Source organism: Streptomyces sp. ISL-66 (assembly GCF_018614135.1).
Lineage (GTDB): Bacteria > Actinomycetota > Actinomycetes > Streptomycetales > Streptomycetaceae > Streptomyces.
Genome location: NZ_JAGGOW010000029.1, coordinates 15698 through 30024, shown reverse-complemented (window position 1 = coordinate 30024; position 14327 = coordinate 15698). Strand labels below are relative to the sequence as shown.

Below are 14327 nucleotides of genomic sequence, written 5' to 3'. Positions count from 1 at the left end.
TTCACGCCACGCGACGCCGCGCGTACTCCTCGATGTCCCGCATCGGCGGCCGCTCCTCCGTGTCCACCGCGTAGGTGTGCGGAACGAACCCGTCCGGGCCGCGTTCGAACTGCGTGAGCTCCGGCCGTACGAGGTGCCCGCGCGAGAGCCGCAGCAGCGCCGTCCGGTAGATCGCCGCGGCCATCCGCCCCAGCGCCTGGCCGTCCTGATGACGGTGGAGGCGTACCCCCACGTCCACCTGGCCCAGCGCGTCCAGGCCGACCGTGTGCAGGGCGTCCACCAGCAGCCCCAGCTCCACGCCGTACCCGACGGGGAACGGCAGCCGCTCCAGCAGCTCGCGGCGCACGGCGTACTCGCCGCCCAGCGGCTGGACGAAGCCCGCCAGCTGCGGCCAGTGCAGATTGAGCAGGGGGCGGGCCACGAGCTCCGTGACCCGGCCGCCCTGGCCGTGGGTCTTGCCGGAGGCGAGCCCAGTGGGCACAGCGCCGGAGGCGAGAGCGCCGAATTCCGGGCCCAGCGGGCGGTCGTACATGGCCTTGACGAAGTGGACGTCCGGGTCCGTCAGCAGCGGGCCCACGATCCCGGAGACGAAGGTGGACGAGAAGTCCCGCAGGTCGGCGTCCACGAAGCAGACGATGTCCCCGTCGGTGACCAGCAGCGAACGCCACAGCACCTCGCCCTTGCCGGGCAGGGCCGGCAGCCTCGGCAGGATCTCGTCGCGGTGCACCACCCGGGCCCCGGCCTTGGCCGCGACCTCCGCCGTACGGTCGGTGGAGCCCGAGTCGATCACGATCAGCTCGTCGACCAGGGGCGTGCCCGGTCCGTCCATCAGATCGCGGCGGATCACCTCGACGATGGCCCCGACCGTGGCCTCCTCGTCGAGCGCGGGCAGCACCACGCTGACCGTCGTACCGGCTGCCCCTTTGGCGGATAGCAGCTGGTCGAGCGGTCGGTCGGCGGCGGACCAAGAGCGGGCGGCAAGCCAGCGCTCCACCTCTTCCAGCACCTTCGGGACTCCTCTGTCGGTCGGTGGAGCACCGGCGTTTTCAGCCGAAATATGATCCATCTCGCGGTTCGGACGGCTGTCTCAACCGCCCGGGCCTTCGGTTACAGTCTTGAACAACGCGAAGGCCCACCGCATGCCGGGGGGCCTCGCGCACAAAAGCCCGGGCGCGCCGCAGAGCGTGTCGCCCGGTGCCATACCGCTCATCCAGAGGGGCAGAGGGACACGGCCCGTTGAAGCCCCGGCAACCCTCCAGTCGGTTCTCGCGATCGCCCATGCGGCAGATCAGTGGGGTCCCCGGCTAGGGAAGGTGCCAATTCCGTCTCATGGCGACGTTCGTCATGGGGAAGATGAGGAGAAAGGGCCTCGCCATCATGGCTGCACAGACTGCCGAAACCTCTGCTGGAACCCCTGCCGGAACCTCCGCTCCCGGCGCCACCGTCGATCTCGGTCCCGCGACCGGCCTCTCCTGTCGCGAGTGCGGCACCCGCTTCGAACTCGGCCCGATCTTCGCCTGCGCGGAGTGCTTCGGCCCGCTCGAAGTCTCGTACGACCTGCCGCTGGGCGACCCCGAGGCGCTGCGCGCCGCGATCGAGGCCGGCCCCCAGAACATCTGGCGCTACGCGCCGCTGCTGCCCGTCCCGGCGGACGTGGCCTCCAAGCCGAGCCTGAACCCGGGCTTCACCAAGCTGGTGGACGCGCGGAACCTGGCCAAGGAGCTGGGCGTCACCGGCAAGCTCTACGTCAAGGACGACTCCGGCAACCCGACGCACTCCTTCAAGGACCGCGTCGTGGCCATCGCCGTCGAGGCCGCCCGTGCCTTCGGCTTCACCACCCTCTCCTGCTCCTCCACCGGCAACCTGGCCGGCGCCGTCGGCGCCGCGGCCGCCCGGGCCGGCTTCCGTTCCTGCGTCTTCATCCCGCACGACCTGGAGCAGGGCAAGGTCGTCATGGCCGGTGTCTACGGTGGCGACCTGGTCGGCATCGAGGGCAACTACGACGACGTGAACCGCTTCTGCTCGGAGCTCATCGGCGACCCGCTGGGCGAGGGCTGGGGCTTCGTCAACGTCAACCTGCGCCCGTACTACGGCGAGGGCTCCAAGACCCTGGCGTACGAGATCTGCGAGCAGCTCGGCTGGCAGCTGCCCGACCAGATCGTCATCCCGATCGCGTCCGGCTCGCAGCTCACGAAGATCGACAAGGGCCTGCAGGAGCTGATCAAGCTCGGCCTCGTCGAGGACAAGCCGTACAAGATCTTCGGTGCCCAGGCCGAGGGCTGCTCGCCCGTCTCGACCGCCTTCAAGGCCGGCCACGAGGTGGTCCGCCCGCAGAAGCCGAACACCATCGCCAAGTCGCTGGCCATCGGCAACCCGGCGGACGGCCCGTACGTGCTGGACATCGCGCGCCGCACCGGCGGCTTCGTCGAGGACGTCAACGACGAGCAGGTCGTCGAGGCCATCAAGCTCCTCGCGCAGACCGAGGGCATCTTCGCCGAGACGGCGGGCGGTGTGACCGTCGGCGTGACGAAGAAGCTCATCGAGGACGGCCGGCTCGACCCGGCGCTGACCACGGTGGTCCTCAACACCGGCGACGGCCTCAAGACCCTGGAAGCGGTGGCCGCCGACAGCGGCCTGAGCGCCACCATCCGTCCGAGCCTGGACGCGTTCCGCGCCGCCGGCCTGGTCTGATCTTCCTCCCCGTACCCGGAAAGGCAGTAGCGCCCATGAGCGTCAACGTCCGCATCCCCACCATCCTGCGCACCTACACCGGCGGCAAGGCCGAGGTCGCCGCCGAGGGCGCGACCCTCGCCGAGGTCATCGAGTCCCTGGAGAAGAGCCACCCGGGCATCGCCGCCCGCGTCCTGGACGACCAGGGCAAGTTGCGCCGCTTCGTGAACGTCTACGTGAACGACGACGACGTGCGCTTCGAGGGCGGGCTGCAGACGTCCACGCCGGACGGTGCGGGCGTCTCGATCATCCCGGCCGTCGCGGGCGGCTGCTGACCCTCCGGCCGGACCGGGCGGTAACGCCTCGCGCGCGCACCACCCTGAATTGCCCCCTCCGTTAATAAACGGAGGGGGCAATTCTGCTTGATTGGGCGCGGTAGAGTTGGGGAAGTCCCCACCGCTGCTCTTGCCCGCCGCATATGAGCGGGCCGCGGAAGGGTTGACATTGAGTCAACATGCAAGCCTGCTATGGGTCGTTGGTGCGGTTTGTCCGGCCCGAGTTGCCCTGGAATATTCCTGGTTTTCACCCTATTTCAATGTTTTGGCGTGTCCAGAATTCTCGTCGGAATGACCTGTTGCAGACAGCAGCGGTGCGGATACATTCAGCCCCGGTCGAGGCGTTCCGGCGCAAGTTCTGACCCGGGACCGCGAAGTGCGGTCCTGCGCAAGGGCCAGTAATAGGGGAGTTAGGCATGGCTCAGGGCACCGTCAAGTGGTTCAACGCGGAGAAGGGCTACGGCTTCATCGCGGTCGACGGTGGTGCGGATGTGTTCGTCCACTACAGCGCCATCCAGATGGACGGGTACCGCACCCTTGAAGAGGGTCAGCGGGTCGAGTTCGAGATCTCGCAGGGCCAGAAGGGTCCGCAGGCGGACATGGTCAAGCTCGCCGTCGGCTAGTCCGGGCGCGATCGACCACCGACACGCACGTATACGAGGGGCCCACATCCTGGACACGGGATGCGGGCCCCTCGTGCGTCGTGGCTGCTCCGGACCCTTGCGGCGCCCGGGTCTTCGTGGCGGGTTGCTCGAAGCCGCTTGCACTCGGGGGTGCCGAGTGCTAATCATTGGCGTTAGCACTCTCCGGGTGAGAGTGCTGATATTCGAGGACCGGGTCGGTGAGGCCCGCAGGGTCCGGTGGGAAGGAACCGCCGGGCACGCAGGCCGTCCGTCGCGGGCGCGGGCGCGGTCCGGGAGCAATCCACCGCTGTCCGGGAGGACCACTTCAGATGGCCAAGATCATTGCGTTCGACGAGGAGGCCCGCCGCGGCCTCGAGCGTGGGATGAACCAGCTCGCCGACGCCGTCAAGGTCACCCTTGGCCCCAAGGGTCGCAACGTCGTCCTTGAGAAGAAGTGGGGCGCGCCCACGATCACCAACGATGGTGTCTCCATCGCCAAGGAGATCGAGCTCGAGGACCCGTACGAGAAGATCGGCGCCGAGCTGGTCAAGGAAGTCGCCAAGAAGACGGACGACGTCGCCGGCGACGGTACGACCACCGCCACCGTCCTCGCCCAGGCGCTCGTCCGCGAGGGCCTGCGCAACGTGGCCGCCGGTGCGAACCCCATGGCCCTCAAGCGCGGCATCGAGAAGGCCGTCGAGGCCGTCTCCGCCGCCCTGCTGGCGCAGGCCAAGGACGTCGAGACCAAGGAGCAGATCGCTTCTACGGCCTCCATCTCCGCCGCCGACACCCAGATCGGCGAGCTCATCGCCGAGGCCATGGACAAGGTCGGCAAGGAAGGCGTCATCACGGTCGAGGAGTCGCAGACCTTCGGCCTGGAGCTCGAGCTCACCGAGGGCATGCGCTTCGACAAGGGCTACATCTCGGCGTACTTCGCCACCGACATGGAGCGTATGGAGTCGTCCCTCGACGACCCGTACATCCTGATCGTCAACTCGAAGATCGGCTCGGTCAAGGACCTGCTGCCGCTCCTCGAGAAGGTCATGCAGTCCGGCAAGCCGCTGCTGATCATCGCCGAGGACGTCGAGGGCGAGGCGCTGTCGACCCTGGTCGTCAACAAGATCCGCGGCACCTTCAAGTCCGTCGCCGTCAAGGCTCCGGGCTTCGGCGACCGCCGCAAGGCCATGCTCGGTGACATCGCCATCCTCACGGGCGGCACGGTCATCTCCGAGGAGGTCGGCCTCAAGCTCGAGAACGCCGGTCTCGACCTGCTCGGCCGCGCCCGCAAGGTCGTCATCACCAAGGACGAGACCACCATCGTCGACGGCTCCGGCGAGAGCGACCAGGTTGCCGGTCGCGTCAACCAGATCCGCGCCGAGATCGAGAACTCCGACTCGGACTACGACCGCGAGAAGCTCCAGGAGCGCCTCGCGAAGCTGGCCGGCGGCGTGGCCGTCATCAAGGCCGGCGCCGCGACCGAGGTGGAGCTCAAGGAGCGCAAGCACCGCATCGAGGACGCCGTTCGCAACGCGAAGGCGGCCGTCGAAGAGGGCATCGTCGCCGGTGGCGGCGTGGCCCTGCTGCAGGCCTCCTCGGTCTTCGAGAAGCTCGAGCTCACCGGCGACGAGGCGACCGGCGCCAACGCCGTCAAGCTCGCGCTGGAGGCCCCGCTCAAGCAGATCGCCATCAACGGTGGTCTCGAGGGTGGCGTCGTCGTGGAGAAGGTCCGCAACCTGCAGATCGGTTGGGGCCTGAACGCCGCGACCGGCGAGTACGTCGACATGATCGCCTCCGGCATCATCGACCCGGCGAAGGTCACCCGCTCTGCCCTGCAGAACGCGGCGTCGATCGCGGCCCTCTTCCTCACCACCGAGGCCGTCATCGCCGACAAGCCCGAGAAGGCCGGCGCCGGCGCCGGCGGCGGCATGCCGGGCGGTGACATGGACTTCTGATCCGCCCCGGGCTCCGGCCCGAAGCTGATCGGCTGTTCTTCACGCACCGAGGGCGGCACCCCTTCACCACGAAGGGGTGCCGCCCTCGGGCGTTTCACCGGCCCGGGGGTCTCGCCGTACGGATCCGTCGTACGGGCGGGGTATCCACCGCGGACGGGCCGCCTTGCCCGGACCCGCCTTGCCCGGACCCGCCCCCGGACCCGCCCTGCCCGGACCATGGGACGCATCGCCCCGCGTCGGCCGGATTTGGTTCACTGTGGGTATGACTGAGCCGTTCATCAAGATCTGCGGGCTGCGGGACGCGCGCGACGTCGAGGCGGCCGTGGCGGCCGGGGCCGATGCCGTCGGGTTCGTCTTCGCTCCCGGGAGCCCGCGCACCGTCGACGCGGCCACCGCCCGGCAGCTGATCGCAGCGGTGCCGGACGGGGTGCTCACCGTCGGGGTGTTCCGCGGCCAGCCCGTGGAGGAGGTGCGGCGCTTCGTCGAGGAGAGCGGGGTGCGCGGCGTCCAGCTGCACGGCGAGGAGGGCCCCGAGGACTTCGCGGCGCTGCGCGCCGAGGGCCGGACGCTGCTGCGCGCCACCGCCCGGCACGTACGGCGCTGCGGCGACCACGGGGAGGACCTGCTGCTGATCGACGCCCCCGACCCGGGCTCCGGCAAGCCGTGGAACTGGGCCTCGGAGGAGTTCGTGGCGCCGGCCGGCCGGTGGCTGCTGGCGGGCGGGCTGACGCCGGCCAACGTGCGGGAGGCCCTCGAGGCCACCGGGGCCTGGGGCGTGGACGTGTCCAGCGGGGTGGAGCGGGAGCGCGGGGTGAAGTCCCCGGAGCTGATCCGCGCGTTCGCCGAGGCGGCGCGGACCGCACGGGCGTGACGTAGGACGGCGGCCGCGGGGACGGTCGGCGGGGCCGATCCGCAGGACCGATCCGCAGGGGCGGCCCGCACGGCCGTACTGCAGGGCGGTCCCGCAGGGGGCTCACCGTCAGTCGCGCAGCGAATTCATCTGATTACTCTTGGCGAGGATTCGGGTGTGCGTCCCCGCCCGGATGGGCAGACCGCACCCATGGACAGGGACATGGCCGGATGGCTGCGGCGACTGGCAAGCAGGCTCGCCCCGAGGGGCGGTGCCGGCGCGGTGGGCTTCACGCCGCGCCGCGCACCCGTCTTCACCGCGGACTTCACCTCCCCCGCCCAGTGGGTCGCCGGACGCTCCTGGGCGTATCCCGACGGCGGCCCGGTCAACCCGGGCGACAACAAGCTCGACCACCTCGTCCCCGACCCCTCCTACAGCCGCGAAGGAGTCTTCCGCGCGACCCTGCGGACGGACGGGAACTGGGACAGCGGGCTGCTCACCACGGAGGGCAGTGACGAGGACTTCATGGTGCGCACCGGGGACGTGCTGGAGGCGAGGGTGCGGCTGCCGGGGGAGCTGGGGGCCTGGCCGGCGATCTGGACCTGGCGGGACGGCGGCCAGGAGATCGACGTCTTCGAGTACCACCCCGACAACCCGGACCTCCTCGAACTGTCCAACCACGTCCGGGAGGCTCACCGCTACCACCGGGACCCGTCGGTGCGGCCCGGCGCCTGGGTGGACCTGAAGGTGGAGTTCGGGCGGAACTCGGTCGTCTGGTGGGTCAACGGCGCCCGCGTGTTCGGCGACGGGAAGGGGGTCGGCCGCGCGTGGCGCGCGTACCTCATCGTCAACCTCTCGGTCTCGGCGGGCCGGTACCACCCGGCGCCGGACGCCGGGGTCACCGCGATGTCCTACGAGGTCTCCCAACTGCGGGTGTACCGGCGGTAGGGGGCCGGCGGCGGGGACCGGTTGGTGGGGGGTGCGGGGTGGGGGGTGGGGGGCTTGGCCGACCGTCGCGACGAGTGGGTGGCGGCCCGCTCCGTGCGCTCCGGCCGCTCCACGTGCTCCGCCCGCTCCGCCCGCTCCGCCCGCTCCGCCCGCTCCGTGCGTTCCGCCCGCTCCGGCCCCGCCGTGGTGGGCCGGAGCGGGCAGCGGGTCAGTTCGGGCCGTGGAAGTACACCGAGCGGACCTTGAGGTGTTCCGTGGCCGGCTTGCCGTGGGGGCGCAGCTTCCAGGTCGGGCCCTCGCAGTCGGCGCCCTCGTAGACGGTCACCCACTGGTCGGTGTTGTTGTGGGGCGTGTGGCCCGCTTCGATGGTGATCGCCGCGTTGATCTTGCCTACTCGGCGAAGTCCTTCAGGGCTTCAGTGTCGAGACTGATGCCGACGGGGGCGGGGATCTCCACGGTCTCGCCGTAAGCGAAGGCCGGGTCCTGGACGTACCGCCCCTCCTCGGGCTCGCTGTAGACGGTCAGGGTGTGGCGGTCCCGGTCGATGAGGAGATAGATCGGGATCCCGGCGGCGGCGTAAGCCTCCCGCTTCTCGTTACGGTCCCGGCTGTCCGTGTCGGAGTCGTGGGAGGTCACCTCGGCGACCATCAGGACATGGGCGGGGTCCGCCCATTCGCCCTTGCCCGCGAATGTGCCACGAGGGGCCAGCGATCCGTCCGGGCGGGCGCGGCCGGCGCGGTATCGCTCGACCACCAACCCTTGTTCCGGGTACAGCGCCAGATCGGGGCGCTGTTGCATGCACTGCAGAAGCAGCCACATGGCGATCTCTGCGTGGTCGCCGTCAGGCACAGGCTTGACCTCTAGCTTTCCCGCGATGAATTCGAGCGTCACGGTCTCGGGAGCGCCGCGCTCAAGTTCTTCGAAGTCATCGAGGGCCATCTGCGGGCGCTTGGCGGAGCTAGCGGTCATGGGGTCGCCTCCTCGACTCCATACTGCCCTCTGCGCCTTGTGGCGGACCGTCTGAAGCGCCATGTGTGACTCCGTTCGGCTACGGCTGCGGCACACGCTAGTGGCATATGACCGAGCGTATCGACTCCATAGCGTGAAGTTAACGCGCTGGGGTGATCTGATCAGAGGCCGGTGACCCGTCGACCGGTTCACCTTCGGCGGCAACGTCATCCGGACGGGAACCGAGTCCTACCGCCTCGCCGCGACCAAAGCCCAGGCAGAGCGAGCAGCCGGCTGAGGGGCTTAGGAGCTGCGTCCTGAGGCGCTGACGGGGTTCCAGCTTCGATCTCCCGTAGCAGTTCCCCGTCCTCGTCATAGAGTTCAAGGCTGAACGGCATGCCGAACCGGGTCAGTAGCGCTGCCAGATCCTCGAACCGCTGAGGATCGACGACTCCGTTCAGAAGCGTGTCACCCTCGGTCGGATCGACCTCGAGGCGACACCAGCCGGTCTCGACTTCATACGACTCCCACGAAGCCGACCTGGAACTCCAGCCGACCCCGATGAACCGCTCGGCCACCAACGAGGCACTCGGGGCCCCTGCCAGGCCGCCACACACGTTGTTGTTGATCTCAAGCCAGGCGGGATCGAGCGGCTGTCCTTCATCGGATATGTCCACAGTTGGATTATCGGCCGGGACGCTTGCTGAGCCGGCTGAGCTGAGACTCGTAGTCGGGCAGGTCGATGCTGCTGGTCTTCTGCCCTTCCTTGAGCATCCAGTTCAGGAGGGGGCGCCTGCTCAGGAGGCCGTTTCGGATGTGGAGGCCGATCGTGGTGGCCGGGGCGAGGAACTTGCCGGTGCGGCTGCCGCCCTTCTGGCAGCCCTGGGCGTAGCCGCGCATCGCGTTCTCGTACCGGCTGAAGGCCGCACGGTGGCCGTCGTTGGCCAGCGCGAGTTCGCCGGCCAGTACATAGGCGGCCACCACGCCGGTTCCGGTGCCCATGCCGCCGATCGTCGCGCCGCAGGCGGCGTCCCCGACGAGGCCGATGCGCCCCACGGACCATGTGGGCACGTCGGCCCGGCTGATCGAGTCGAAGTACAGCTCCGGGGCCCGGTGCAGGGAGTCGAGGAGTCGTGGCACCTCCCAGCCGAGCCCGCCGAATGCCGTGACGATCAACGCCTTCTGTTGCTCCAGGTCATGGCGGTCGTACGTGGCCTGGGGCGCGGCGAAGACGAAGAAGGCGCGGGCCTTCGCGGCGTCCCGGTGATCGCCGCCGACGCTGGCGAGTCGGCCCGGCGTGTTGTAGCCCACCGAGCCCCGCCCGAAGCCCAGGTCGTTGGGGAGCTGCCAGGTGGCTGCGTAGTAGCCGAGATGGCGGACGAAGCTCTCCTCGGGGCCGAAGGCGAGTCGGCGCACGTTGGAGTGCAGTCCGTCCGCACCGATCACGAGGTCGAACTCGCGTGGTGCGCTGTGCCGGAAGGTGACCTGTACACCTCCGGCAGTCTCGGTGAGGCTGGTGATCGAGTCGCCGAAGAGGTATTCGGTGTGCGGGCGACTGCGCTCGTAGAGCACCCGGGCCAAATCGCCGCGGAGTACCTCGACGTCGCCGCCGGCGAACTCGGCAGGCAGGTGGAGAAGGGGCCGGCCGTGTTCATCGACGAAGCGGATGGGGCTGCCGCCGGTTTGCATGCGGCGAAGCTCCGTGAGCACACCCATGCGCTCCAGCACGGTGAGGTGCGTTTCTCCGCGGAAGTCGACGGCTTGGCCGCCGTCGCGCAAGGTCGGCGCCAGCTCGACCACGGTGGGCTGGAACCCGTAGCGGCCCAGCCAGTAGGCCAGGGCCGGACCGGCGATGCTGGCACCGGAGATGAGGACGTTCTTGCTCAGGGAGACCACTCCTCACAGAAACTGTGTCCACCGGATACTGATTATTAATGTGTACGGTAGACACAGTTTTGGTGGTTGGCAACCCCGCAGATGGGAGCGGAGAAGTGAGCGAGAAGTGAGCGGAGAAGTGAGCAGCGAGCGGAGCGAGGCCGTACGGCTGCTCTGGGGCCCGCACCCGAAGCCCTCACGGGGGCCCAAGCCCGCACTCAGCCTGGACCGGATCGCGCGGGCCGGCATCGAGATCGCAGAAGCGGAGGGGCTGGCCGCTGTGTCGATGCAGCGGGTTGCCGGGCTGCTGGGCGTCACCAAGATGGCGCTCTACCGGTACGTGCCCGGCAAGGCCGAGCTGGTCGCGTTGATGGTGGAGGCCGCGATCGGCGAGGCACCACCGCCGGACGGACCGCGCTGTGGGTGGCGCGAGCAACTCAGCGACTGGGCCTGCCGACTGGTCGGTGTCTTCCAGCAGCACCCATGGCTGCTGGACGCAACCGTCGGCCAGAGGATCCTGGGCCCCGGGGAGCTTGCCTGGATGGAGCAGGCCCTCGCCGCACTGGACGGCACGGGCTTCTCGGGCGCCGAACGGCTGGACGCGGTCGTCCTGCTGTCCGGCCACGTGAGGGGAGCCGTACAGCAGGCCCGCGCGGCAGGTCCGGCGGGCAACCCCGAAGCGCAACTCATCGTCACCCTCGGGGAACTGATGCAGACGCACGGCGAGCACTACCCCGCTCTGACTGCCGCGTTGGCCTCGGTGACCCAGCACGGCGGGCAGGACCAGGGATTCGAGTTCGGCCTACAGCGGATCCTGGACGGTTTGGGTCTACTCATCGCCCAGCGTTCGAACTGACCTGGACGGTGCTGGTCGGTCGGCGGCGACGGCCGCCGTACGGGGATGGGGCGATGAGCCGCGCTTCGGGGGGCTGGCGGGGGTCCGTGCCGGGTGCGTGGCAGAGCGCGCCGCCGGGTCAGTCCGTACGCAGGCGGGCGTGGAGGTGTTCGTCGTGCCAGCCGTCCACGTGGAGGAGGGCGCCGCGCATGGTGCCTTCCAGGGGGTAGCCGGCCTTCGTCGCCACGCGGCAGGAGGCCGGGTTGGCGGCGGAGTGGTAGCGCGCGATCCGCTTCTGGGCCTCGGCCGAGGTGAACCGGTCCGTACGGTTCCAGTGTCGGATGTCCGGGTCGAGGTCGGCCGAGATCAGCGAGGGGGCGTCGTCGGGCTCCCAGGGGCGCAGGTGGAGGCCCTTGGCGCCGGGGAGGCCGAGTACCGGCTGGGGGAGCGCGCTCGTCCGCCCGGACGGAACGACCGCCGGTATCTCCTCGCAGGCGCGGAACAGGGACAGGAGCGCCTTGGCCGTGGGGCTCTCGCCGTCGAAACCGTGGCTGCGGTCCGGCCGTTCGGGCACCGCCGGGCCGGTGAGGAGGCCCCGGTTGCAGGAGAAGCAGGGGACGACGGCTTCGGCTTCAGGGGGGATCTCCATGCCCGCGAGTATGCCGAAGGTCTTGCCTGAGCCCAACGCCCTGCCTGAGCAGGGCGTTGGGGACGGGAGCGTGGGGCAGCGGGAGGGTCGGAGAGGGAGTGGGGAGCGCGGAGTGGGGAGTGTGCCGGTGGGCCGGGTCAGGCCAGCGCCGGTTCCGTTGCGGGTTCCGGGGCGGTGGCGGCCGCCGGCTCGGGGTCGTGGTTCAGGTCGGTCAGCATCTGCCGCGTGAAGCCGAAGAAGTAGGTGGCGGCGAAGCCGACGAGGTAGCCGACGGCCAGGCCGCCCGCGTAGATCGCGATGGTCATGCCCATCCCGGACTTGCCGTCCAGTAGCGGGAACAGGGCCCAGCCCGAGGGGCCGATGGCGGTGGAGCCGAAGGAGGTGCCCAGTTGGTTGGAGAGGCCGACGAAGGCTCCGCCCGCCGCGCCGCCGACGCAGGCGGTGATGAAGGGGCGGCCGAGGGGGAGGGAGACGCCGTAGATCAGGGGCTCGCCGACACCGAGGAAGCCGGCCGGGAGGGCGGACTTGATGGTGGAGCGGATCGAGCGGTTGCGCGGGAGGCGGTAGTAGACGGCGATGGCCGCGCCGACCTGGCCCGCGCCCGCCATGGCGAGGATGGGGAGCAGGACGGTGTAGCCGGTCTGCTCGATCAGGGTGGTGTGGATGGGGATCAGGGCCTGGTGCAGGCCCAGCATCACCAGCGGGAGGAAGAGGCCGCCGAGGACCAGGCCCGCGAAGGCGCCGCCGGTGGCGAGGAGCCAGGTGGCGAACGTACCGATGGCGCTGGAGACCTCACCGGCGACGAACATCAGACCGAAGATCGTGACGAGGCCGGAGATCAGGACCGTGAGGGTGGGGGTGACCAGGACGTCCAGGGCTTCCGGGACCCACTTGCGGCACCACTTCTCCACCTGGACGGCGAGCAGGGCCGCCGCGAGGGCGCCCAGGACGCCGCCCTGGCCCGGGGAGAGGTGCTGGCCGAAGGCGTCGATCTTCGTGACGCCCGGGAAGACGATGATCGCGGCGACGGCGCCGCCGAGGATCGGCGTGCCGCCGAACTCCTTGGCCGTGTTGTAGCCGACGAAGACGGCGATCAGGGACATGAAGCCGGTGGCCATCGCGGCGAGGGCCGGTACGACGGCGGGCAGCCAGCCCATGTTCGTCATGAAGCCGTTCAGGCCGGCGATGATGCCGCAGCCGATCAGGGCCGGGATCAGCGGGACGAAGATGTTCGCGATGCGGCGCAGGAACAGTTTGACGGGGGTGGAGTTCTTCGCCTTCCGGGCGTTCTTGATGGCCGCGCCCTGGGCGGCGAGTTGATCGGCGGTGACGGCCCCACCGGCCGGGGCCGCCGAGCGGCCCTCCTCGACCAGGGCCTCGAACTCGGGCGTGACGCGGGCGACGGTGCCCGGGCCCAGCACGATCTGGTACGTGTCGTCCTCGACCACGCCCATCACGGCGGGCACCGCCTTGAGCGCCTCGTCCTGGACCAGCGAGCGGTCGCGCAGGGTGATGCGCAGGCGGGTCATGCAGTGCGCGATGGAGAGGACGTTGTCCGGGCCGCCGACCAGAGGAAGGATCGCGGCGGCTGTGACGCGGTTCTTGTCAGTGGACATGTGGTGTTCGCCTTGCTGCTCGGGTTCGGCCGGGGTCAGCGGGATCGGTGAGGGTCAGCGGGAGTCAGCGGGAGGTCTGGGCGAGCTCTGGGCGAGGTCTGGGCGAGGGCGGCCCGGAGGTGGCCCCGGGAAGCGGTGAGCAGTCCGGCGGCCGTGGGGCCGTCGACGCCGCCGAGGATGACGAGGATGGCCTGCTTGACCTCGCCGTCGGACGCGGTGAGCGCGGCCTCGATCTCCTCGTCCGGGGCGCCGGTCGCCAGCGAGACGATGCGGCGGGCGCGGGCGCGCAGCTTCTCGTTGGAGGAGCGCATGTCGACCATCAGGTTTCCGTACGTCTTGCCGAGCCGGATCATCGTGAGGGTCGAGATGAGGTTGAGTACGAGCTTCTGCGCGGTGCCGGCCTTCAGCCGGGTGGAACCCGTGAGGAGTTCGGGGCCGACGACGACCTCGATGCCGTGGTCGGCGGCCGCGGCGAGCGCGGAGCCGGCGTTGCAGGACAGGCCGACGGTGAGCGCGCCGCGGGCGCGGGCGAACTCGACGGCGCCGATCGCGTACGGGGTGCGGCCGGAGGCGGAGATCCCGATGACGGTGTCCTCGGCGGTCAGGGCCAGCGCGGTCAGGTCCTCGGCGGCCAGTTCCTTGGAGTCCTCGGCGCCTTCGACGGCCTTGACCATGGCGGAGGGACCGCCCGCGATGAGGCCGACGACTTCGGAGGGGTCGGTGTTGAAGGTGGGCGGGCACTCGCTGGCGTCCAGGACGCCCATCCGGCCGGCGGTGCCGGCTCCCGCGTAGACCAGGCGGCCGCCGCGGGCCATCCGCTCGGCGATCCCGTCGATGGCGGCGGCGATCTGCTCCAGCTGCCCGGCCACGGCGGCCGGGACGGTGGCGTCCTCGGCGTTCATGAGGCGGGCGATCTCCAGGGTGGGCAGCCGGTCGATCCCGGCCAGTTCGGGGCGGAAGGCCTCGGTGGTCAAGGTGGCGAGCTGGGCGCGGAGTTCGGCGTACGCGGTCATGGGTGGGGGCTCC

Annotated in this window: 14 protein-coding genes and 1 riboswitch; of the genes, 7 read left to right on the top strand and 7 right to left on the bottom strand. The window is 70.1% G+C overall.

Annotated elements, in window-relative coordinates:
* Position 1 precedes the first annotated feature (1 nt).
* Positions 2–1006 (bottom strand): glucosyl-3-phosphoglycerate synthase, encoded by a 1005-nt coding sequence (locus J7E97_RS05690; RefSeq protein ID WP_215022985.1) that lies wholly within the window; start codon positions 1004–1006, stop codon positions 2–4.
* Between the two features lie 197 nt (positions 1007–1203).
* A riboswitch (SAM riboswitch) is annotated at positions 1204–1360 on the top strand.
* Positions 1361–1377: 17 nt separating this feature from the next.
* Here J7E97_RS05690 and thrC point away from each other — a divergent pair.
* From thrC to J7E97_RS05660, 6 genes are all read left to right on the top strand, one after another.
* A complete protein-coding gene (gene thrC, locus J7E97_RS05685) occupies positions 1378–2691 on the top strand; it encodes a threonine synthase (protein WP_374224117.1) in 1314 nt (437 codons plus the stop codon).
* 35 nt (positions 2692–2726) lie between these two features.
* Positions 2727–3005, top strand: coding sequence for a ubiquitin-like small modifier protein 1 (locus J7E97_RS05680; RefSeq protein WP_215022983.1), 279 nt, complete (start codon positions 2727–2729; stop codon positions 3003–3005).
* 416 nt (positions 3006–3421) lie between these two features.
* Positions 3422–3628 carry a cold-shock protein gene (locus tag J7E97_RS05675; protein WP_003967346.1) on the top strand — a complete coding sequence of 69 codons (207 nt, stop codon included), beginning with the start codon at positions 3422–3424 and terminating at the stop codon, positions 3626–3628.
* A 329-nt stretch (positions 3629–3957) separates the two neighbouring features.
* Positions 3958–5580, top strand: a complete 1623-nt coding sequence (gene groL, locus J7E97_RS05670; RefSeq protein WP_215022981.1) for a chaperonin GroEL — start codon at positions 3958–3960, stop codon at positions 5578–5580.
* Between the two features lie 262 nt (positions 5581–5842).
* Positions 5843–6451: a phosphoribosylanthranilate isomerase gene (locus J7E97_RS05665; protein WP_215022978.1), complete on the top strand. Its 609-nt coding sequence runs from the start codon at positions 5843–5845 to the stop codon at positions 6449–6451.
* A gap of 189 nt (positions 6452–6640) precedes the next feature.
* Positions 6641–7378 (top strand): beta-glucanase, encoded by a 738-nt coding sequence (locus J7E97_RS05660; RefSeq protein WP_251053904.1) that lies wholly within the window; start codon positions 6641–6643, stop codon positions 7376–7378.
* Between the two features lie 390 nt (positions 7379–7768).
* On the opposite strand, the gene J7E97_RS05655 is transcribed toward J7E97_RS05660, so the two are convergent.
* From J7E97_RS05655 to J7E97_RS05645, 3 genes are all read right to left on the bottom strand, one after another.
* Complete coding sequence (locus J7E97_RS05655) at positions 7769–8347, bottom strand: Uma2 family endonuclease (protein ID WP_215022976.1); 579 nt, start codon at positions 8345–8347, stop codon at positions 7769–7771.
* 206 nt (positions 8348–8553) lie between these two features.
* Positions 8554–9003, bottom strand: a complete 450-nt coding sequence (locus J7E97_RS36955; RefSeq protein WP_215022974.1) for a hypothetical protein — start codon at positions 9001–9003, stop codon at positions 8554–8556.
* A gap of 7 nt (positions 9004–9010) precedes the next feature.
* On the bottom strand, positions 9011–10213 hold the full coding sequence (locus tag J7E97_RS05645) for an FAD-dependent monooxygenase (protein WP_215023123.1): 1203 nt from the start codon (positions 10211–10213) through the stop codon (positions 9011–9013).
* Positions 10214–10328: 115 nt separating this feature from the next.
* Between J7E97_RS05645 and J7E97_RS05640 the strand changes: the two genes are divergently transcribed.
* Entirely contained in the window at positions 10329–11057 is a 729-nt protein-coding gene (locus tag J7E97_RS05640; protein WP_308346405.1) for a TetR/AcrR family transcriptional regulator, read from the top strand.
* A 118-nt stretch (positions 11058–11175) separates the two neighbouring features.
* Here J7E97_RS05640 and J7E97_RS05635 read toward each other — a convergent pair whose 3' ends face one another.
* The 3 genes from J7E97_RS05635 to murQ form a co-directional block, all read right to left on the bottom strand.
* On the bottom strand, positions 11176–11685 hold the full coding sequence (locus J7E97_RS05635) for a GNAT family N-acetyltransferase (RefSeq protein WP_374224116.1): 510 nt from the start codon (positions 11683–11685) through the stop codon (positions 11176–11178).
* Positions 11686–11822: 137 nt separating this feature from the next.
* Positions 11823–13301, bottom strand: a complete 1479-nt coding sequence (locus tag J7E97_RS05630; RefSeq protein WP_215022972.1) for a PTS transporter subunit EIIC — start codon at positions 13299–13301, stop codon at positions 11823–11825.
* 35 nt (positions 13302–13336) lie between these two features.
* Positions 13337–14314: an N-acetylmuramic acid 6-phosphate etherase gene (gene murQ, locus J7E97_RS05625; RefSeq protein WP_215022970.1), complete on the bottom strand. Its 978-nt coding sequence runs from the start codon at positions 14312–14314 to the stop codon at positions 13337–13339.
* Between the last annotated feature and the right edge of the window lie 13 nt (positions 14315–14327).